At 66.1% G+C, this 18,940-nt stretch carries 17 protein-coding genes and 2 tRNA genes; 7 read left to right on the forward strand and 12 right to left on the reverse strand.

What is annotated here, in order from left to right; genetic code table 11:
• Positions 1-269 precede the first annotated feature (269 nt).
• On the forward strand, positions 270-1,388 hold the full coding sequence (locus JYA52_RS15460; RefSeq protein WP_240460375.1) for an endonuclease/exonuclease/phosphatase family protein: 1,119 nt from the start codon (positions 270-272) through the stop codon (positions 1,386-1,388).
• Positions 1,389-1,404: 16 nt separating this feature from the next.
• Here the strand turns inward: JYA52_RS15460 and JYA52_RS15465 are convergent, their stop codons facing one another.
• Positions 1,405-2,166, reverse strand: coding sequence for an SDR family oxidoreductase (locus tag JYA52_RS15465; protein WP_205654041.1), 762 nt, complete (start codon positions 2,164-2,166; stop codon positions 1,405-1,407).
• Between the two features lie 31 nt (positions 2,167-2,197).
• Positions 2,198-2,566 carry a DUF488 domain-containing protein gene (locus JYA52_RS15470; RefSeq protein WP_372433871.1) on the reverse strand — a complete coding sequence of 123 codons (369 nt, stop codon included), beginning with the start codon at positions 2,564-2,566 and terminating at the stop codon, positions 2,198-2,200.
• A gap of 75 nt (positions 2,567-2,641) precedes the next feature.
• On the opposite strand from JYA52_RS15470, the gene valS reads away from it, so the two are divergent.
• Complete coding sequence (valS, locus tag JYA52_RS15475) at positions 2,642-5,263, forward strand: valine--tRNA ligase (RefSeq protein ID WP_205654043.1); 2,622 nt, start codon at positions 2,642-2,644, stop codon at positions 5,261-5,263.
• Positions 5,264-5,641: 378 nt separating this feature from the next.
• Here valS and JYA52_RS15480 read toward each other — a convergent pair whose 3' ends face one another.
• The 6 genes from JYA52_RS15480 to JYA52_RS15505 all read right to left on the reverse strand — a co-directional run bounded on the left by JYA52_RS15480 (position 5,642) and on the right by JYA52_RS15505 (position 10,938).
• Positions 5,642-6,256 (reverse strand): mycothiol-dependent nitroreductase Rv2466c family protein, encoded by a 615-nt coding sequence (locus JYA52_RS15480; protein ID WP_205654044.1) that lies wholly within the window; start codon positions 6,254-6,256, stop codon positions 5,642-5,644.
• Between the two features lie 122 nt (positions 6,257-6,378).
• The gene (gene clpX, locus JYA52_RS15485) at positions 6,379-7,668 is read right to left on the reverse strand and encodes an ATP-dependent Clp protease ATP-binding subunit ClpX (RefSeq protein WP_205654045.1); all 1,290 of its coding nucleotides are present in this window, start codon (positions 7,666-7,668) and stop codon (positions 6,379-6,381) included.
• A gap of 183 nt (positions 7,669-7,851) precedes the next feature.
• Complete coding sequence (locus tag JYA52_RS15490; RefSeq protein WP_205654046.1) at positions 7,852-8,511, reverse strand: ATP-dependent Clp protease proteolytic subunit; 660 nt, start codon at positions 8,509-8,511, stop codon at positions 7,852-7,854.
• A 39-nt stretch (positions 8,512-8,550) separates the two neighbouring features.
• On the reverse strand, positions 8,551-9,147 hold the full coding sequence (locus tag JYA52_RS15495) for an ATP-dependent Clp protease proteolytic subunit (RefSeq protein ID WP_205654111.1): 597 nt from the start codon (positions 9,145-9,147) through the stop codon (positions 8,551-8,553).
• A 251-nt stretch (positions 9,148-9,398) separates the two neighbouring features.
• On the reverse strand, positions 9,399-10,781 hold the full coding sequence (gene tig, locus JYA52_RS15500) for a trigger factor (protein WP_205654047.1): 1,383 nt from the start codon (positions 10,779-10,781) through the stop codon (positions 9,399-9,401).
• Between the two features lie 82 nt (positions 10,782-10,863).
• Positions 10,864-10,938 (reverse strand) — tRNA-Pro (locus JYA52_RS15505).
• Between the two features lie 138 nt (positions 10,939-11,076).
• Here JYA52_RS15505 and JYA52_RS15510 point away from each other — a divergent pair.
• Positions 11,077-11,147, forward strand: a tRNA-Gly gene (locus JYA52_RS15510).
• A gap of 70 nt (positions 11,148-11,217) precedes the next feature.
• Here the strand turns inward: JYA52_RS15510 and JYA52_RS15515 are convergent.
• From JYA52_RS15515 to JYA52_RS15525, 3 genes are all read right to left on the reverse strand, one after another.
• Positions 11,218-12,144 carry an Fpg/Nei family DNA glycosylase gene (locus JYA52_RS15515; protein ID WP_205654048.1) on the reverse strand — a complete coding sequence of 309 codons (927 nt, stop codon included), beginning with the start codon at positions 12,142-12,144 and terminating at the stop codon, positions 11,218-11,220.
• Positions 12,144-12,638, reverse strand: a complete 495-nt coding sequence (locus JYA52_RS15520) for a ribose-5-phosphate isomerase (protein ID WP_205654049.1) — start codon at positions 12,636-12,638, stop codon at positions 12,144-12,146. The genes JYA52_RS15515 and JYA52_RS15520 overlap by 1 nt, the downstream gene beginning before the upstream one ends.
• Positions 12,639-12,742: 104 nt before the next feature.
• Positions 12,743-13,759 carry a hypothetical protein gene (locus JYA52_RS15525; protein WP_205654050.1) on the reverse strand — a complete coding sequence of 339 codons (1,017 nt, stop codon included), beginning with the start codon at positions 13,757-13,759 and terminating at the stop codon, positions 12,743-12,745.
• Positions 13,760-13,893: 134 nt separating this feature from the next.
• On the opposite strand from JYA52_RS15525, the gene pepN reads away from it, so the two are divergent.
• The 4 genes from pepN (at position 13,894) to JYA52_RS15545 (ending at position 18,231) form a co-directional block, all read left to right on the forward strand.
• Positions 13,894-16,446, forward strand: a complete 2,553-nt coding sequence (gene pepN / locus JYA52_RS15530; RefSeq protein WP_205654051.1) for an aminopeptidase N — start codon at positions 13,894-13,896, stop codon at positions 16,444-16,446.
• Positions 16,447-16,507: 61 nt separating this feature from the next.
• The gene (locus JYA52_RS15535; protein WP_205654052.1) at positions 16,508-16,999 is read left to right on the forward strand and encodes an OsmC family protein; all 492 of its coding nucleotides are present in this window, start codon (positions 16,508-16,510) and stop codon (positions 16,997-16,999) included.
• Positions 17,000-17,098: 99 nt separating this feature from the next.
• Positions 17,099-17,770 (forward strand): mechanosensitive ion channel family protein, encoded by a 672-nt coding sequence (locus JYA52_RS15540; RefSeq protein WP_205654053.1) that lies wholly within the window; start codon positions 17,099-17,101, stop codon positions 17,768-17,770.
• A gap of 2 nt (positions 17,771-17,772) precedes the next feature.
• Positions 17,773-18,231 (forward strand): globin, encoded by a 459-nt coding sequence (locus tag JYA52_RS15545; protein ID WP_276208588.1) that lies wholly within the window; start codon positions 17,773-17,775, stop codon positions 18,229-18,231.
• Positions 18,232-18,260: 29 nt separating this feature from the next.
• Here the strand turns inward: JYA52_RS15545 and JYA52_RS15550 are convergent, their stop codons facing one another.
• Positions 18,261-18,923: a DUF8185 domain-containing protein gene (locus tag JYA52_RS15550; RefSeq protein WP_205654054.1), complete on the reverse strand. Its 663-nt coding sequence runs from the start codon at positions 18,921-18,923 to the stop codon at positions 18,261-18,263.
• Between the last annotated feature and the right edge of the window lie 17 nt (positions 18,924-18,940).

Here is an 18,940-nt window from a genome sequence, read left to right on the forward strand (position 1 = left end):
ACTTACCGGGACTGGAACCGCCCCGGGGGGCTGCTCCGGCTCCGGCCGCTCATTACTGCTGTGACGGGCTTACCCGTCCGGTTCTACTGGCCCTGCACGCCGAAGGCGCGCCGGGCGTTCTTCCGGAAGCTCGCCGGTGATGGCCGGGTCAAAGCTGTTGCCACAAGTCTAGCGGCTGTGCTCGCGGACTCCCTAACCGGTCAGGGCCGACAGAACGGTCCTCCTGCGCCGATTCCTGCCGCCACCCGATCCTGCCTAGACTCGATGGCATGACCGCCTCAGCCCCCGGACCGGCCCGACAGGGCCCCGCCCGCCCGCAACCGGCCGCACCGTCACACGGCGCCGCCTTCGCGTGGCGCGTGCTGGCGGTCGCGGTCCTGGTGCCGGTGGTTTCCCTGTCGATCTTTCGCGCCGTTCCGGCCCAGTGGCCGACGCCGGTGGTCCAGCTGCTGTCCTTCACCCCATGGCTGGTGGTCCCGGCCGTCCTGGCACTGGGCCTGGCGCTGGCCGGCCGCCGCGCGTGGGTCACTGCTGTGGCCGCGATCCTGTTGGCCGCCCAGCTGTTCTGGCTCTTTCCGCTGGACGCCGGCCGCAGCATTGCCGATGCCTCCAGTTCCAGCACCGGGCTCACGGCCATGAACATCAATTCACAGTTCGGTGAAGCGGATGCCGCGGAGATCGTCCGGCTGGTCCGGGAAAACGGCGTGGAACTGCTCGCGGTGCAGGAACACACGCAGGACTTTGAGGACCGGCTGGCCGCGGAGGGCCTGGGAAGCCGGCTGCCGCACAGGATCAGCAGCCCCACTGACAACGGCGCCGGCAGCGCAATCTATGCGGCCCACCCGATGGAGCCCGTCGGACTGCTGCCGGATACGCCCTTCCAGATGCCGACGGTCCGCCTCACGGTTAATGAGGCCGGCCGCACCACCGTCCTGGAGGTCACGAACGTGCATGCGCTGCCCCCGGTGGACGTCCGCGTCGCGCAGTGGCGCAGCGACCTCGCGGCGCTGGGACGCCTGGCCGCGCCGGACGGTCCCGTAGCCCAGGGCGGATCAGCTGCACAGAATGGTTCGGGTGCACTGGACGGATCGGGTGCACGGCCTGCCAACCGCCTGCTGATTGGCGACTTCAACGCCACCTACGACCACTCCGAGTTCCGGGCGGTGCTCGACGGCGGCCCGGGCCCGAAGTTGGTGGACGTGGGGACCGCGTCCGGCCGGCGGCTGACCCCCACCTGGCCGATGGAAGGCGTGCCCCTGCCGGGCATTGCCATCGACCATCTCGTCACGAGCCCGCAGATCGCGAGCTCCGGCTATGCGGTGCACCGGGTCCCGGGAACCGACCATGCCGCGATCCTGGCCACCCTGGCGATCCCGGCAGGTAACTAGGTCCAGCGGCGGTCCGTCAGGCCCGCTTGCGGATGATCTTGTGGTTGGCGGCCTGCGCGACGGGCCGGATCACGATCTGGTCCAGGTTCACATGGTGCGGGGCGCAGACGGCGTAGCGCACCACATCCGCCACGTCCTCTGCTGTCAGCGGCTTTTCCACGCCCTCGTAGACCTTCTGCGCCGCCTGTTCATCACCCAGCCGCATAAGCGCGAATTCCTCGGTGCGCACCAGCCCCGGCGCCACTTCAATCACGCGGACGTTGTTTTCGGCCTCCTCCAGCCGCAGGGCGTTGGTCACGGCGTGCTGGGCGAACTTGGCCGCGTTGTAGCCGGCGCCGCCCTCGTAGGCCACGAGCCCGGCCGTGGAGGTCAGGTTCAGGACGGTTCCCTCGCCGTGCTCCCGCAGCATGGGCAGGAATGCGCGGGTAAGTTTCATGGTGCCAAGGACGTTGACCCGGTACATCCACTCCCAGTCATCCGTCTGCGCCTGTCCCACGGGATCTGCCCCGCGGGCGCCGCCGGCGATGTTGACCAGGGTGTCGATCCCGCCGCCGGCGGTGACGTCGGCCAGGAGCCTGGCGACGTCCGCGTCCTCGGCGATGTCGGCAGGAATGGCGACTGCACCCGTCTCTGCCGCCAGGGCGTCCAGCCGCTCCTGGCGCCGGGCAACGGCGTAGACCGTCCATCCCTCGGCCCTCAGCGCGCGGACGGTCGCTTCACCAATGCCGGTGCTCGCACCGGTAACTACAGCTGCTTTGTTGCTCGATGCCTCAGTCATGGCACCACCCTAACGGCATTCGGCAAACGTCTTAGCCGTGCCGCGACTGCAGGAACTCCAGCAGCACCCGGGCATGGTTCACTTCCGGATCCTTGGCACCGTACAGCAGGGTCACCTTGCCCTGCCGCGCCGCGAGTTCCAGCAACTGCCCCACGGCCGGGTTCTGTTCCAGCTCCGCTTCATACTGCCCGCGGAAGTCATCGAAACGCTCCTTCATGTGGCCGAATTCCTGCCTGAGGGGCGGCGACGGCGCGATCTCCTTGAGCCACAGCTCCAGGCCGGCGCGCTCCTTGCTGACCCTGCGCGGCCACAGCCTGTCCACCAAAACCCGGCAGCCGTCGTCGTCCGCGGGTTCATCATAGATCCGCTTGATCACGAAACGGCCGTGCGCGTTCTCCATACCGGGCATGCTACTGCAGGTGTCACGGACACCGCCGCTGCAAGAACCCGGCAGCGGCCATGAAACAATTGCTCCATGGCTGAAGCAAATCAGGGTACAGACACGCCCACCACCGCCCCTATCAACGTTCCGGACAAGCCCGCCCTCGAAGGGCTCGAAGCTGCCCTGACGCAGCGCTGGCTCGAGGAAGGGACTTACAAGTTCAACCCGGACACCACCCGGGAGCAGGTCTACTCGATCGACACTCCCCCGCCGACTGCATCGGGTTCCCTGCACGTGGGCCACATGTTCTCCTTCACGCAGACGGACGTCCAGGCCCGTTTCATGCGCATGACCGGCAAGAACGTCTTCTACCCGATGGGCTGGGATGACAACGGCCTGCCCACGGAGCGCCGCGTCCAGAACTACTATGGCGTCCGCTGCGATCCGGCCATCCCCTACAACGCGGATTACCGGCCGCCGGCGCAGCCCGCGAAGAACCAGCGCGATTTCGACGTCGTTTCCCGGCAGAACTTCATCGACCTGTGCGAGGAGCTCGCCGTCGAGGACGAGAAGGTCTTCGAGAACCTGTTCCAGACGCTCGGCCTGTCCGTCGACTGGGACCTCACCTACCGCACCATCGATGACACCTCCCGCGCGGTGTCCCAGCGTGCCTTCCTCGCGAACCTGGCGGCCGGCGACGCCTACATGGCCGAAGCCCCCACCCTGTGGGACGTGACGTTCCGCACCGCCGTCGCCCAGGCCGAGCTCGAGGACCGCGAAGTGCCGGGCGCGTACTACCGGTACCCGTTCTTCACCGCCGACGGCGAGAAGATCTTCATCGAGACCACGCGTCCCGAACTGCTCGCCGCCTGCGCCGCGCTCGTGGCCAACCCCGACGACGAGCGCTACCAGCCGCTGTTCGGCAAGACCGTGAAGTCCCCGCTCTTCGACGTCGAACTGGAAGTCAAGGCCCACCCCCTCGCCAAGGCGGACAAGGGCTCGGGTGTTGCCATGGTCTGCACCTTCGGCGACCTGACGGACGTCACCTGGTGGCGGGAACTCCAGCTTCCCACGCGTGCCATCGTGGGCCGCGACGGCCGCATCCTCGCCGACACGCCGGACTGGATCACCACCGACGCCGGCCGCGAGGCGTACGCAGCCATCGCCGGAAAGACCGTCTTCTCCGCGAAGGAGGCCGTGGTGGAGCTGCTCACCGAGGCCGGCCTGATGGATGGCGAGCCCAAGAAGATCACCCACCCGGTGAACTTTTTTGAAAAGGGCGACAAGCCTCTCGAGGTTGTCACCTCCCGCCAGTGGTACATCCGCAACGGCGGCCGCGACGAGGACCGCCGCGGGCGCCTGATTGCCCGCGGCCACGAGATCGAGTTCCACCCGGCCTTCATGCGCTCCCGGTTCGAGAACTGGATCGCTGGATTGAACGGTGACTGGCTCGTGTCCCGCCAGCGGTTCTTCGGCGTTCCGATCCCGGTCTGGTACCCGCTGGATGCCCAGGGCAACCCTGACTATGACGCGCCCATCCTGCCCTCGGACGAGCAGTTGCCGGTGGACCCGGCCGCGGACGCGGCGCCCGGCTTCGACGAGGCCCAGCGCGACCAGCCCAACGGCTTCACGGGCGACGCCGACGTGCTGGACACGTGGGCCACGTCCTCCCTGACCCCGCAGATCGTGGGCGGCTGGAGCCGGGACGAGGAGCTGTTCGGCAAGGTCTATCCGTTCGATCTCCGCCCGCAGGGCCACGACATCATCCGGACGTGGCTGTTCTCCTCCGCAGTGCGTGCGGACGCGCTGCAGGACTGCGCCCCGTGGAAGCACGCCGCCATTTCCGGCTGGATCCTGGACCCTGACCGCAAGAAGATGTCCAAGTCCAAGGGCAACGTTGTGGTGCCGACCGATGTCCTGAACGAGTACGGCTCCGACGCCGTACGGTACTGGGCGGCCTCCGCCAAGCTGGGCGCCGATACGGCCTACGAGATCGCGCAGATGAAGATTGGCCGGCGCCTGGCCATCAAGCTCCTGAACGCGTCCAAGTTCGTGCTGAACCTCGGAGCCACAGAGAACTCCGTGGTCTCCACCGACCTGTCAGTACTGACCAACCCCCTGGACCGTGCGCTCCTGGCTCAGCTTTCGGACGTGGTGGCGCAGTCCACCAAGGCGTTCGAGAACTACGACTACGCCCGTGCGCTGCAGATCACCGAGAGCTTCTTCTGGCAGTTCACGGACGATTATGTGGAGCTCATCAAGGACCGTGCCTACGGTGCCGCTGGCGAAACCGAGCAGGCCTCCGTGCTGGCCGCCCTGGCCACCGCGCTGGATTCCCTGCTCCGCCTCTTCGCCCCGTTCCTGCCCTTCGCCACGGAGGAAGTATGGAGCTGGTGGCGCACGGGGTCCGTGCACCGGGCCGCGTGGCCGGCTGCGTTGGAGATCGCCGACGGCGACACCGCCATGCTGGGCACCGTGGGCATTGCCCTGAGCGGCATCCGCAAGGCCAAGTCCGAGGCCAAGGTCAAGCAGCGCACCGAGGTGCTCACGGCGACGATTACGGCCACCGGCCCGCTCGTGGCCCAGCTCCGGGCCGGCCTCAATGACCTGAAGGCTGCGGCGAACGCCCAGGACATCGGTCTGGAAACCGGCGACGGCGAACTGACCGTCAGCGACGTGGTGCTGGTTCCGGCCGAGGAGAACGCGCCGGCCTGATCAGCATCCGGACAGCAGTAAAGCCCCATCAGCGTCCAGCGCTGGTGGGGCTTCTGTTTTTGGGCAAAGGGGAAGCCCCATCAGCTTTTTGCGGTTGGTGGGGCTTCGACTTTTCGGCTGTCTGGTGACATCTTTGACAGTCTGGCAAGATCCTTAGAAATTTCAGGTCTTCCTACCTTGTCACTGGTAGCCTGCTTCTAACTTTGCCGAAGGCTGCGTTAGATGCATGTCACTGAATCTTTGGTTCTTGCGTCCCTCTTCTTTCGAAGTGGGTAAGAACTATTCTGGTCCCCTGGTTTTGGATGCGCAAGAGCCCTGGGAGAACTACTCTCGTGTAGTTCTCCCAGGGCTCCCTGGCGCCGAATACGGCTTGGACTGCTAGTTGAACGCGGGGCTTTCCGTCCGGCTGCGCTTGATCTCAAAGAAATGCGGGTAGGACGCCAGCGTGACAGTGGCATCCCACAAACGGCCGGCTTCCTCGCCCCGCGGAATGCGAGTGAGCACGGGGCCAAAGAAGGCGGTTCCGTTGAAGGCAACCACCGGGGTCCCGACGTCCTGGCCCACCAGCGAAATCCCCTGTTCGTGACTGGCACGGAGCTGGGGGTCAACAGCGTCGGACTCCGCGGCCTGCGCCAGTTCGGCAGGAAGTCCACAATCAGCGAGGGCCTTGCTGATGACGATCGAAAAGTCCTTCTGTCCGCCGTCGTGGATCTGCGAGCCCATGGCGTCGTAGAGCGGCTTGACCACCTGGTCGCCGTGCACTTCCTGGGCGGCGATAATCACGCGGACCGGGCCCCACGCCTTGTCCATGGCTTCACGGTACTTGGGGTCCAGCTCACGGCCTTCGTTGAGCACGGACAGGCTCATCACGTGCCAGTCGGTGGTGATGTCGCGGACACCTTCCACCTCGCCGATCCAGCGCGAGGTGATCCAGGCGAACGGGCACAGGGGATCGAACCAGAAGTCTGCCTTGTTGGAGAGAGTCTCAGTCATAGGTGAATTCCTTCACTGTTCGTGGCGGGCAGCAGTGATCTCGCATCGGCGCGCGCGAACGCATCACGTGGAGGTCAGCGGGGACGGCGCACCACAGGCACGCCGTTAAGCACAGCCGGGAACTAAGCGGATTTATTCCGCCGTTTGGCCACGACGTCGTGCGCGATCATGGTGGGCTGCGCTTTCTTGGCCACGACGTCCGCCGTGATGACCACGCTGGCGATGTCGTCGCGGCTGGGAAGATCGAACATCACGGGCAGGAGGACTTCCTCCATGATGGCGCGGAGCCCGCGGGCACCGGTACCGCGCTCGAGCGCCTGGTCCGCGATCAAGTCCAGGGCGGCGTCGTCGAACACCAGCTCGACGCCGTCCAGCTGGAACATTTTCTGGTACTGCTTCACCAGCGCGTTCTTGGGGGTGGAGAGGATCTGGATCAGCGCCGGCCGGTCCAGGTTCGAGACGGTGGTGATCACCGGGAGGCGTCCGATGAATTCGGGGATGAGGCCGAATTTCAGCAAATCCTCCGGCATCACCTCGCCGTACGAGTCGGTGTTGTTCTTGACCTCGTTCAGCGGCGCGCCGAACCCGATGCCCTTGCGCCCGGACCTGGACCCGATGATTTCCTCGAGACCGGCAAACGCGCCGGCCACGATGAACAGCACGTTGGTGGTGTCGATCTGGATGAATTCCTGGTGCGGGTGCTTGCGGCCGCCCTGCGGCGGAACGGAGGCCACCGTGCCCTCGAGGATCTTCAGCAGCGCCTGCTGCACGCCCTCACCCGAGACGTCGCGGGTGATGGAGGGGTTCTCGCTCTTGCGCGAGATCTTGTCGATCTCGTCGATGTAGATGATGCCCTGTTCGGCCTTCTTGACGTCGTAGTCGGCTGCCTGGATGAGCTTCAGCAGAATGTTTTCGACGTCCTCGCCGACGTAGCCGGCTTCGGTCAGGGCCGTCGCGTCGGCGACCGCGAAGGGGACATTGAGCCGGCGGGCGAGGGTCTGTGCCAGGTAGGTCTTGCCGCAGCCGGTGGGGCCGATCAGGAGGATGTTGGACTTGGCGATCTCGACGTCGTCATGGTGAACACCGTCCGCGAGGCTTCCGCTCTTGGGGGCGTGGCCAGCCTGGATCCGCTTGTAGTGGTTGTAGACCGCGACGGCGAGGGACCGTTTGGCAGGTTCCTGGCCGATGACATATTCCTGCAGGAAGTCAAAGATTTCACGGGGTTTGGGAAGTTCAAAACTGCCCAGATCGGCTACTTCGGCGAGTTCTTCTTCAATGATCTCGTTGCAGAGTTCAATGCACTCGTCGCAGATATAGACGCCGGGCCCGGCAATGAGCTTCCGCACCTGCTTCTGGCTCTTTCCGCAGAAAGAGCACTTGAGCAGATCCGTGCTCTCGCCAATCCGAGCCATATGTGAACCCCTTAGTATCTTGCTGCGAGTGCAGCCCTGCACCGGTTGTTTGCATCCCGGCCATCTTCTCGCAGACTGGCCGTGATTACATCCACTCTAGGTCACATTCTGCCCGAGAGGTGGAAACCAGACGCCGGTGCGGTCCAAAAATCTGAACCGCACCGGCGTCCGGGTGAGCCGCTGCTATCTGGCAATCGCCTGCGGCTTGATCTTGCGCGAATCCAGCACCTGGTCGATCAGGCCGTAGCTCTGGGCCTCGGCGGCGGTGAGGATCTTGTCCCGCTCGATGTCATTGTTGACCTGCTCCGGGGTCCGGCCGGAATGCTTGGCCAGGGTGTCTTCCAGCCAGGAGCGCATCCGCATGACCTCGGCCGCCTGGATCTCCAGGTCGGAGGCCTGGCCGCCCTGGCCGCCGGACAGCGAGGGCTGGTGGATCAGCACGCGGGCGTTCGGCAGGGCCAGACGCTTTCCGGGCGTTCCCGCCGCAAGCAGCACGGCTGCGGCGCTGGCCGCCTGGCCAAGGCAGACGGTCTGGATTTCCGGGCGGATGTACGTCATGGTGTCGTAGATCGCGGTCATGGCGGTGAAGGAACCGCCCGGGGAGTTGATGTAGAGGGTGATGTCGCGGTCCGGGTCCGTGGACTCCAGCACCAGCAGCTGTGCCATCACATCGTCGGCTGAAGCGTCATCAACCTGGACACCGAGGAAGATGATCCGGTCCTCGAACAGCTTGGTGTACGGATCCTGGCGCTTGAAGCCGTACGGCGTGCGCTCTTCGAACTGGGGCAGCACATAGCGGCTGGTCGGCAGGTTGCCGGCAGTCGAGCCGAAATTGTAGTTCATGTTCTTTACTCCTGGATTCAGTTCGCTCTGCGTGCCGGTTTAGTTCTGGGCCGTTCCGCCGCCGCCGGCTACCGAGCCGGCGTGCGCGGAGATCTTATCGAAGAAGCCGTATTCGAGTGCTTCGGTTGCTGTGAACCACTTGTCGCGGTCGTTGTCCTTCAGGATCGTGTCCACCGTCTGGCCGGTCTGCTCGGCTGTCAGCTCAGCCATGACCTTCTTCATGTGCAGGATGAGCTCAGCCTGGATCTTGATGTCGGAGGCCGTGCCGCCGATGCCGCCCGAGGGCTGGTGCATCAGGATGCGGGCGTTCGGGGTGGCGTACCGCTTCCCCTTGGTCCCGGAAGACAGCAGGAACTGGCCCATGGAAGCGGCAAGTCCGGTGGCGACGGTGACGACGTCGTTGGGGATGAACTGCATGGTGTCGTAGATCGCCATGCCGGCCGTCACGGAGCCGCCGGGAGAGTTGATGTAGAGGTAAATGTCCTTGCTCGGGTCCTCGGCGGACAGGAGCAGCAGCTGAGAGCAGATGGCATTCGCGTTTTCATCGCGGACCTCGGAGCCAAGCCAGATGATGCGCTCTTTCAGCAGTCGGTTGTAGATGTAGTTGTCCTGGGCTGCCGGATCGACAGTTGCCATGCGGGGCGCCCCTGCTTGCTGTGACATGTGTACTTACCTCTCGCTGGTGACGGTGACATCACTGAACTTCACTACTTGGACACTAACCGCTTTCGCAGCGGTTTTGTTCGCCGAAATCGCGCTGTTCGCTGACGGCGCACGATCGCCGGCGCCGGGTGCCGCGGCCCCTCCGGCGGCACGGCGGAGTTAAACGAAGCAGCCCCCGGATCATCGGATCCGGGGGCTGCTGTCATGCTGGAACTTCGCAGCTGTTAGAACTTCGCGGCTGCGGGATCGTCGCTGGGGGCGACCTCGGCTGCTTCTTCGGAAGCTTCGCCTTCGGCGGCCTGGGCCTCATCCTGGCCTGCGGGGCGAACGAAATCGCTCAGGTCAACCTTGTTGCCCTCGGAGTCCGTGACCTCGGCCTGGCCGAGAACGACTGCCAGAGCCTTGCGGCGGCGGACCTCGGAAACCATCATCGGGACCTGGCCGCTCTGATCGATGATCTGGGCGAACTGGTTCGGGTCCATGCCGTACTGGCTGGCGGTGGTGACGATGTAGTCGATCAGCTCGTTCTGGCTGACGCCCACTTCTTCCTTCTCAGCAATGGCGTCGAGGATGATTTCGTTCTGGAAGGCGCGCTCGGTGTTGGCCTTGACCTCGGCGCGGTGCTCCTCGGTGTCGTGCTCACCCTCACCATGGGAGTTCTCGGCCTTGAAGTGCTGCTCGATCTGCTCTTCGACGACAGAGTCCGGAACCGGAACCTCGACGAGTTCGACGAGCTTGTCCAGGACCTTGTCGCGGGCCTCAACGCCCTGCTCCACGATCTTGGAGTCGGCGGCCTGCTTGGCGAGGTCCTCGCGCAGTTCGGCGAGGGTGTCGAACTCGGATGCCAGCTGGGCGAAGTCATCGTTCGCTTCGGGAAGCTCACGCTCCTTGACGGACTTGACTACGACCTTGACCTGGGCGGCTTCACCGGCGTGGTCGCCGCCGACGAGGGTGGTATCGAAGATGGCGTCTTCGTCGGCGCTGAGGCCGGTGACTGCCTCGTCCATGCCTTCGAGCATGGTCCCGGCACCAACCTGGTAGGACAGGCCGGAAGCGGAGTCCACCTCGGCGCCGTCGATGGTCGCCGTGATGTCGATGGTGAGGAAGTCGCCGTCGGCCGCCGGGCGGTCCACAGACTTCAGCGTGCCGAAGCGGCCGCGCAGCTCGTCGAGGGCCTTGTCGACGTCGGCCTCGGAGGACTCGGCAGCGGCGACCTCAACCTTGATTCCGGCGTAGTCCGGGAGTTCGATCTCCGGACGGACGTCGACCTCGGCGTGGAACTTGAGCTCGCCGTCGGTTGCGGAGGGGTCCGGAACCTCGGTGATCTCAACCTCGGGACGGCTCAGCGGGTGGATGCCCGATTCCTGGACGGCAGCCTGGTACCAGCCGTTGAGGCCCTCGTTGATGGCCGTCTCCAGCACGTAGCCGCGGCCGACGCGCTGATCGATCAGCTTGGAGGGGACCTTGCCCTTACGGAAGCCAGGGACAGAGATCTGCGAAGCAACAGTCTTGTATGCCTCGTCGATGCTGGGCTTCAATTCCTCAAAGGGGACCTCAACATTGAGCTTGACCCGCGTGGGGGTGAGGTTCTCGACAGCGCTCTTCACGGTCTAAGTACTCCTGGTTTTGTTGGATGGGGGTTCTTGCAAACGCGATTCTCGGCCCAGGCCATCGGCCCGGGCCGCAGAGTCGGGGTGACAGGATTTGAACCTGCGACTTCCTGCTCCCAAAGCAGGTGCTCTAGCCAAGCTGAGCTACACCCCGTAATGCACAGGACAGTCTACGTTCATACCCGCCGGCTTTGCACATTTGACACCGGGGGCATGAATTAGGTTTAGTTATATCCGGCTTGAACAGCCAGCCCGAAGAGCCGCAGTGAAAACGAAAACACCGCCTTCTTCCGGGGACGTAGCTTAATGGTAAAGCCTCAGTCTTCCAAACTGATTACGCGGGTTCGATTCCCGTCGTCCCCTCCGCGAAGGGCCCCTCTCACGAGGGGCCCTTTCCTGTTTCCGGCATCTGTTTCCGGCCTCTCGGGCCTTCCTAGGCCTGGCCCGTGCTCTGGCAGGTGGGGCACCAGTACAGTTTGCGGGCAGCATGCTCGGCCAGCGCCACCGCCGTGCCGCACACCCGGCACGGTTGGCCGTGCCGCCGGTAGACAAAGTGGGCCTCCTCGCTGGGCGGCAGCGAATTGGGCTCGCTCCAGTAGCCGGCCGTCGTGGTGATGATCCGGCCGTCGCGGACACCGTCGGCCATGACCGCCGCCGTGTCGTCCCAGACCCGCCCTGCAGCGGAGGCGGTGAGCGACCGGCCCGGAAGCAGCGGGTCGATACGCTGCCGGAAGAGCACCTCGGCCCGGTAGACATTCCCGATGCCGGCGATCACCTTTTGGTCCATCAGCAGAGTCGCGAGCGGGGTACTGCGCGCCGTAAGCCGCTTGATGAAGGCGTCGCGGCCGCCGTTCACGTTATGCAGCGGATCGGGCCCGAGCCGCCGGAGGACCGCCTCCGCTTCGGCTTCGGTGATGGCCGCGCAGGTCGTGGCACCGCGTAAATCGGCCCAGCCATGATCGCTGGCCAGCCTCACCCGCACGGCGCCGACCGGTTCCGGCGGACCGGCGTAGCCTGCGGTGTCTCCGTCGTTCCCGGCGCCGTCGGCCCCGGCGCCAGCCGGCACCTCACGCTCCCCCACCCTGCGCGGAGCCCCGATGCTTGACGCGCCACGGAACTCGCGGTCGCCGCCGAAGTCCCAGGCGCCGTACAGGCCCAGATGGACGTGCAGCACGATCCCGTGCTCAAAATGCAGGAACAGATGCTTGCCGTGCGCCGCCGAGCGCACCAGCGTGCGGCCGTCCAGCACGGCCGCGCCGGCGGCGAAGCGGCCCTGGGGACTGGAGACGGCCAGCCGCCGGCCGGCAAAGACGTCGCGGAACTGCCGGGCCAGCCGGTGGATGGAATGCCCCTCGGGCACTACTCGACGACCTCGCCGGTGGTTTCGTAGGTTGCAATTTTCCCGATCCGGCGGATGTGGCGTTCGTCGTTGCTGAAAGGCTCCTGCAGGAACGCCTCGATGAGGGCGGTGGCCTCGTCAACACTGTGCTGCCGGCCGCCCACAGCCACCACGTTGGCGTCGTTGTGCTGCCGGGCCAGGGTTGCCGTGGAGTGGTTCCAGGCCAGTGCCGCACGGACGCCCTTGACCTTGTTCGCGGCAATCTGCTCGCCGTTCCCGGAGCCGCCGAGCACGATACCCAGGGCGTGCACGCCGGCCTGCTGGTCCGCCACGACCGCGAGTGCTGCGTTGATGCAGAAGGACGGGTAGTCATCCAGTGCGTCGTATTCCTTGGGCCCGTGGTCCACCACGTCGTATCCCTTGGCCGCCAGGTGGCTGACCAGGTGGGCGCTCAGTTCCATCCCGGCGTGGTCGGTGGCGATGTGGACGCGCGGAAATGCAGGAGTTGTGGTCACGGTGGGTTCCGTTCAGTCATGGGCGCCGGGGCGCAGCCGGGCTGTTCAGGTCAAAATCAACAGCTCCCAGAGTACTAGGTGGCACCCAGGTCATGACTCGCCAGTTACGCGTCAGCCTCTCCCTGCAACGGCGAACGGCCTTCGCCCCGGGCACGCGCGGCAACGCGGGTGAGGAGTTCGGCGAGGCGCGCTGCGGCGTCGGGGTTCCCGCCGCTCACCGCAAGCCGGTGGCCGTCGGTTTTCCGGACGACGACGGCGGGTCCGCTGCTCACGAGCACGGCTGCGGTTTCACCGTGGTTGCGGTAGCCCCAGCCGCCATAGTCAGCCGCGCGGACGTCCGCCGGAGCGGCAGCGGAGATGGCCTCGGCCGGCACATCCACCACCCGCAGTATCCCGGCGACGAAAACCCGCAGCCCGCTGCGGTCCGCTGTGACACGGGCAAAGAGAAAGGCCGCACCGACGATGGCCGCGGCAACCAGCAGGGCTCCCAGCCACGGAACCGCGATCGAAATGAGCAAAGCCGGAAACAGGCTGGCAATGCCGATCATGACGAAGACGGAGCTGCGGGCGTGGACCCACATCCTGATCGAATCCCTGGCCAGCTCGGGGTCAAGCTCCAGCTCCAGGGCACGCTGCAGCGCCTGGTCGTCCTCGGGTGTCCACTGCCGGTCCGCTTTGAATACGAACCCCATGATGACCCCCAGGGAGAGAGCGGCGCCGCTCCCGGTGGCCAGCACGATCAGGTCCACATGGGAGTCCCGGGCGTCGGCCACCCCGGCCTGCCCCACAAGGCCTGCTGCCAGCACGGCCGTCACGAACAGGCTCAATGTGAGGCCGGCACCCATCATGATGCGCCGCATCACTGTGGGCCGGGAAAGGGGCACGGCCTGCAGCAGCACCAGCCAGCCGGCGGCGACGATCAGCGCAGCCCCGCCGCCCACGTAGGCTTCAAAGGGCGCAAAGCTGGCACCGCCGGCCTCGTCCCAGCGAACCGCCAGGGGGTCCGGCAGGTCGGGCTGCAACAGCATGGCGCTGACGGCGAACGCCGAAGCGAGCAGTACGGGAAACCCGATTGCGAAGCGCAGCGCCTTAGTGTCCACCGAATCGAGGAACTTTCCCATGCCTTAACGCTACTCCGGCGGCGCCGCCGGAGGGACCGGAAACGTGATCCGCGCAACTTGCCAAAGACCCGGCCAATGAAAGAATGGCTTCACAGTAATACCCACCACTCTCTGGAGGCACAATCTTGCCAGGTATGAACCTGACGCGCGCCGAAGCCCGCGAACGCGCCGAACTGATCTCCGTCGATTCCTACGAAGTAAGCCTGGACCTGACCAGGGGCGAGAAAGTATTCGGCGCCACCACCACCGTAAAGTTCAGCGCTGCGCCCGGCTCCTCCAGCTTCATCGACGCCGTGACCGAGTCGGTGCACAGCGTGACACTCAACGGGCGGCCATTGGACCCCGCGGAGGTCTCCGACGGCATCCGCATCCAGTTGCCGGACCTGGCAGCGCACAACGAGCTCACTGTGGTGGCGGACACGCCGTACATGAACACGGGCGAGGGACTGCACCGCTTCGTTGACCCGGTGGACGGCGAGGTGTACCTGTACACCCAGTTCGAGGTGCCGGACTCCCGCCGCATGTTTGCCGTCTTCGAGCAGCCGGACCTCAAGGCCACGTTCAAGTTCACCGTGACGGCCCCGTCGCACTGGGACGTCGTCTCCAACTCCCCCACGCCGGCGCCCGCGGAAACGTCCCCCGGAGCTGACGGCGGCGCCCGCTCCGTATGGGAGTTTGCGCCGACTCCGCGGCTTTCCTCCTACGTCACAGCCTTGATTGCGGGCCCCTACCAGTCCGTTCGCAGCGACGTCACGGGATCGGACGGCCGCGTCATTCCGCTCGGCGTGTTCGCCCGGAAGTCCCTGATGCAGTACCTGGACGCCGACAACATCTTCGAGCTCACCCGCCAGGGGTTCGAGTTCTTCGAGGCTCAGTTCGGCTGCCCCTACCCCTTCGAAAAGTACGACCAGCTGTTCGTCCCCGAATTCAACGCCGGGGCGATGGAAAACGCCGGCGCCGTGACCATCCTGGAAGGCTACGTCTTCCGGGGCAAGGTCCCGGAAGCCCAGGTGGAACGCCGCGCCATCACGGTCCTGCACGAACTGGCGCACATGTGGTTCGGGGACCTGGTGACCATGCGCTGGTGGAACGACCTCTGGCTCAACGAGTCCTTCGCCGAGTACATGTCCCACCTCGCCGCGGTGGAGAACACGAAGTTCCAGAGCGCCTGGACCACGTTTGCCTCGGTCGAAAAGTCTTGGGCCTACCGCCAGGACCAGCTGCCCACCACACACCCCATCTTCGCGGAGATCAACGATCTCCAGGACGTCGAGGTCAACTTCGACGGCATCACCTACGCCAAGGGTGCGTCCGTGCTGCGCCAACTCGTGGCGTGGGTGGGCCCGGAACAGTTCATGGCCGGCGTCCGTGAGTACTTCGCCAAGCACGCGTGGGGCAACACCGAGCTGGGCGATCTGATGATCGAGCTGGAGAAGGCCAGCGGTCGCGACCTGGACCGGTGGGGGCGCCTCTGGCTGGAGACCGCCGGGGTGAACACGCTTCAGCCCGAGCTGGCCGTGGATGCGGACGGCGTGATCACCGGCTTCGCCATCCGGCAGTCGGCCGTCGCCGACCAGCCGACTCTCCGCCCCCACCGCCTTGCCGTGGGGTTCTACGATGTCACCGCAGAGGGAAAGCTGGAGCGCACCCACCGCGAGGAGCTCGACGTCGAGGGGGAACGCACCGACGTGCCGGCGCTGGCCGGACTGCGTCAGCCGGACCTCATCCTCCTCAACGATGACGACCTCGCCTACGCCAAGGTCCGGCTGGATGAGAAGTCGCTGGCCACGGCCACGGCGCATTTGAAGGACTTCAGGGAGAGCCTGCCCCGCACGCTCGTGTGGGGCTCGGCCTGGGACGCCGCCCGCGACGGCGAGACCCCGGCCCGTGGCTACGTGGACCTGATCCTTTCCAACATCGCCGCCGAAAGCGACTCCTCGGTGATCCTGGTCCAGCTGCGGCAGCTGGCCACCACGCTGACGTTCTACGTTGCCGAGGAACGCCGGGAAGCCACCATCGTGGCTGCGACCGACCGGCTGTGGGACCTCGCCTCAGGGGTGCCGGGCGGCTCGGATGCGCAGCTGCAGTTCGTCAAGTCCTACGCCCTGCTGGCCCGCAGCGGGCAGCAGCTGGATAACGTGGCCGGGCTGCTGGACGGCTCCCTCACACTGCCCGGGCTGGCGGTGGACCAGGACCTGCGCTGGGAGCTTGTGGCCTCCCTCGTGGTGGGCGGACAGCTGGGCCAGGAGCAAATCGACGCCGAACTGGCACGGGACAACACCTCCAGCGGGCAGAACGCGGCCGCTCTGGCGAAGGCGGCTATCCCCACGCCCGAGGCGAAGGCCGCAGCCTGGGAGTCGATCGTGGTCAAGGGCGAGCTGTCCAACGCCATTCAGGCGTCGGCCGTCGCCGGGTTCACGCGCGTGCTGGACACCCGCCTGCTGGAGCCGTACTCGGAGAAGTACTTCGAGGCGGTTCCCGGAATCGTCGCGGAGCGGACCAATGCGCTGGCGCAGCAGATCGTCGTCGGACTTTACCCGGCGCAGCTGACCACGCAGTCCACCGTGGACCGCACGGACGAGTTCCTGGCGTCCCTCCCGGAGGAGAGCGCGGCGCTGCGCCGCATGATGCTGGAAAACCGCGACGGCGTTGCCCGGGCCCTGCGGGCACGCGCGGCCGACGTCTAGGAACGGCGGCTGACGCCGGCGGGCCCCCGGCGGCGCGCCGGCCGGCGTCTAAACTGGCGGCATGGCCCTTGACGAGCACCATTATTCGCTGACTGTTCGCTGGACCGGCAACCGCGGGAGCGGCACGTCGTCGTACCGGGACTACTCCCGGGACCACGACGTCGAGATTCCCGGGCTGCCGGTCCTCAAAGGCTCGGCCGACCCCACCTTCCACGGAGACCGTTCCCGGTACAACCCGGAGCAGCTGCTGCTCACGGCCCTGGCGCAGTGCCACATGCTGTCCTTCCTGCACGTGGCCGTGCGGCACGGCGTGGCCGTTCTGTCCTATGAGGACCACGCCAACGGACTGATGCGGCTCAACCGTGACGGCAGCGGCCAGTTCGAAACGGTGACCCTCCGCCCCCACGTGACGGTGGCTGACCCGGCACACGTCGCGCTTGCCGAGGAGATGCACCGGGAGGCCAACGCGGTGTGTTTCATCGCCCGCAGCGTAAATTTCCCCGTGTTGCACGTTCCCGTTACCACAGCGGCCGGGAGCCGGCCACCGGAATAACCCCGCTACGCTTAAAAGGAAACGGCGACCAACCCGCCGCGCATACGCGGGCAGGAAATTCCGGCTGGCGCCGGACAGCAACAAGGAGCATCCCTACAGATGTACAGCATGTTTACAACGCCGTCGGCCTCGCTTGAGCCCGCAGGGTTCAACGTCGCCGGCATAGCGATCAGCCTCGGCGCGGGCATTCTCCTGTGGCTGGTGGCAACCTACGTGATCTCCCGGATCACCAAGCGGGTCGCCAGCGGAACGACACTGTTCAAGAAGCCCCACTTCCGGTGGGTCGCTCCCGCCCTGCGCGCCCTGGACCATGAACGCCGTGTCCAGCGTGCCCGGACCATCGGGTCGCTGCTGAACAGCGTGATCGGCGTGGTCCTCGCCGTCATCACCAGCATCTACGTGCTGAAGAACCTCGACGTCGACGTCGCGCCGCTGCTGACCAGCGTCGGTATCCTCGGTATCGCCATCGGTTTCGGTGCCCAGCAGCTCATCCGCGACTTCCTGGCCGGCATCTTCATCACTATCGAGGACCAGTACGGCATCGGGGACATCATCGAGACCAGCGAAGTGGTTGGCGTGGTGGAGTCGATCGGGCTGAGGATCACCCGGGTCCGGGACGACAACGGGGCCATCTGGTACTTGCGGAACGGCGAAATCCTTCGCGTGGGAAACCGCTCGCAGGGCAATTATGTGGCCCCCGCAGAGGAGCCAGACGCCGGGCCGCTTGAGGCCGATGCCCAGCACGGACCGCAGCAGAAAGCCGGAGAGTAACCATGACCATCCCGACTCCTTCGGAACCCAACGCGCCCCGGCAGCTGATGCGCAACGACCCGTTCAGCCAGCCGGGCTACACCGACAACTTCTATGACGCTGTTGGCGGCCACGAGACCTTCGTGAAGCTGATCGACGTGTTCTACGACGGCGTGGCTGCAGACCCTCTGCTGCGGGCAATGTATCCGGAAGAGGACCTGGAACCGGCCAAGCGGCGGTTCCTGATGTTCCTCGAACAGTATTGGGGCGGTCCCACCACCTATGGCGAGGAACGCGGCCATCCCCGGCTGCGCATGCGCCACATGCCGTTCAAGGTGACGCCGGAGGCGAAGGACCGCTGGCTGCACCACATGCGCGCGGCCGTGGACTCGCTGGAGCTGCCGCCGCTGTACGAGGGCACCCTGTGGGACTACATGGAGCGGGCGGCGCTCTCCATGGTCAACAGCCCGTCCGGGGCCTAGGCACGCCAGGGTTCGCTGGCGGGTCCGTGCTAGAGCAGGCCTGCACCTGTCCGGGCCAGGACGTGCCCGCGGCTGCCGCTGAGGCGGAACCAGCGCCCGGCCCGGTAGAGCCGCTGTTCGTCGCTGGCCAGGAAGCCGAGCGCGAGGGCGGCGAACGCCGCGCCCGCCGGTAGCCCGGAGCGCCCCTCGAGTTCGCGTCCCCAGACCGCGGCGCGGGCGTTGTTGACGATGAGGGCGCCGGGGTTGTCCGGCATGATCCCCGCGACCTCTGCGATGCCCGCCTCCGCAGCCTCCCGCAGCTCGGAGTCCGGAATGGCACCGATCAGCTCCCAGCCTCCCCGCGGCGCTCCGACGCCGGCCCAGGATTCCGTGACGGTCGACGGCGGGACCGGCAGCTCGGCGTCGTTCTCCCCCGCCCGGGCGAGCCGGTCGAGGACGGCCGCCAGCGGCACGGTGACATCCGTGGTGGACGGTTCCGCCAGGCCCATGGTGCGGAGCCCGAGGATGGTGGGTGTGGACTCCCCCAGGATCCGGGGCCGGAGCACGCAGACGTACGCGGCCAGTACCGGACCTGCGGCCTGGAGGCGGATGGCGCCGTCGTCGACGGCCTTGGCGCGGGTGGCGTAGGTGCGGAGATCGGCAAGATCGCGTGGGTCCGCGAAGCGGAAGGACTGGGTGAGGAGATCAGACACATCTAAAACACTACCGG

The organism is Arthrobacter pascens (genome assembly GCF_017052465.1).
Taxonomy (GTDB): Bacteria; Actinomycetota; Actinomycetes; order Actinomycetales; family Micrococcaceae; genus Arthrobacter; species Arthrobacter pascens.

Bases quoted from the DNA above. Each gene is read 5' to 3' on its own strand.
- clpX (WP_205654045.1), bottom strand. From the start codon at position 7,668: ATGGCTCGGATTGGCGAGAGCACGGATCTGCTCAAGTGCTCTTTCTGC.
- JYA52_RS15470 (WP_372433871.1), bottom strand. From the start codon at position 2,566: ATGGAGAACGCGCACGGCCGTTTCGTGATCAAGCGGATCTATGATGAA.
- JYA52_RS15495 (WP_205654111.1), bottom strand. From the start codon at position 9,147: ATGGCAACTGTCGATCCGGCAGCCCAGGACAACTACATCTACAACCGA.
- JYA52_RS15460 (WP_240460375.1), top strand. From the start codon at position 270: ATGACCGCCTCAGCCCCCGGACCGGCCCGACAGGGCCCCGCCCGCCCG.
- JYA52_RS15545 (WP_276208588.1), top strand. From the start codon at position 17,773: ATGACCATCCCGACTCCTTCGGAACCCAACGCGCCCCGGCAGCTGATG.
- JYA52_RS15480 (WP_205654044.1), bottom strand. From the start codon at position 6,256: ATGACTGAGACTCTCTCCAACAAGGCAGACTTCTGGTTCGATCCCCTG.
- JYA52_RS15490 (WP_205654046.1), bottom strand. From the start codon at position 8,511: ATGAACTACAATTTCGGCTCGACTGCCGGCAACCTGCCGACCAGCCGC.
- JYA52_RS15540 (WP_205654053.1), top strand. From the start codon at position 17,099: ATGTACAGCATGTTTACAACGCCGTCGGCCTCGCTTGAGCCCGCAGGG.
- valS (WP_205654043.1), top strand. From the start codon at position 2,642: ATGGCTGAAGCAAATCAGGGTACAGACACGCCCACCACCGCCCCTATC.
- JYA52_RS15465 (WP_205654041.1), bottom strand. From the start codon at position 2,166: ATGACTGAGGCATCGAGCAACAAAGCAGCTGTAGTTACCGGTGCGAGC.
- pepN (WP_205654051.1), top strand. From the start codon at position 13,894: ATGAACCTGACGCGCGCCGAAGCCCGCGAACGCGCCGAACTGATCTCC.
- JYA52_RS15535 (WP_205654052.1), top strand. From the start codon at position 16,508: ATGGCCCTTGACGAGCACCATTATTCGCTGACTGTTCGCTGGACCGGC.
- JYA52_RS15525 (WP_205654050.1), bottom strand. From the start codon at position 13,759: ATGGGAAAGTTCCTCGATTCGGTGGACACTAAGGCGCTGCGCTTCGCA.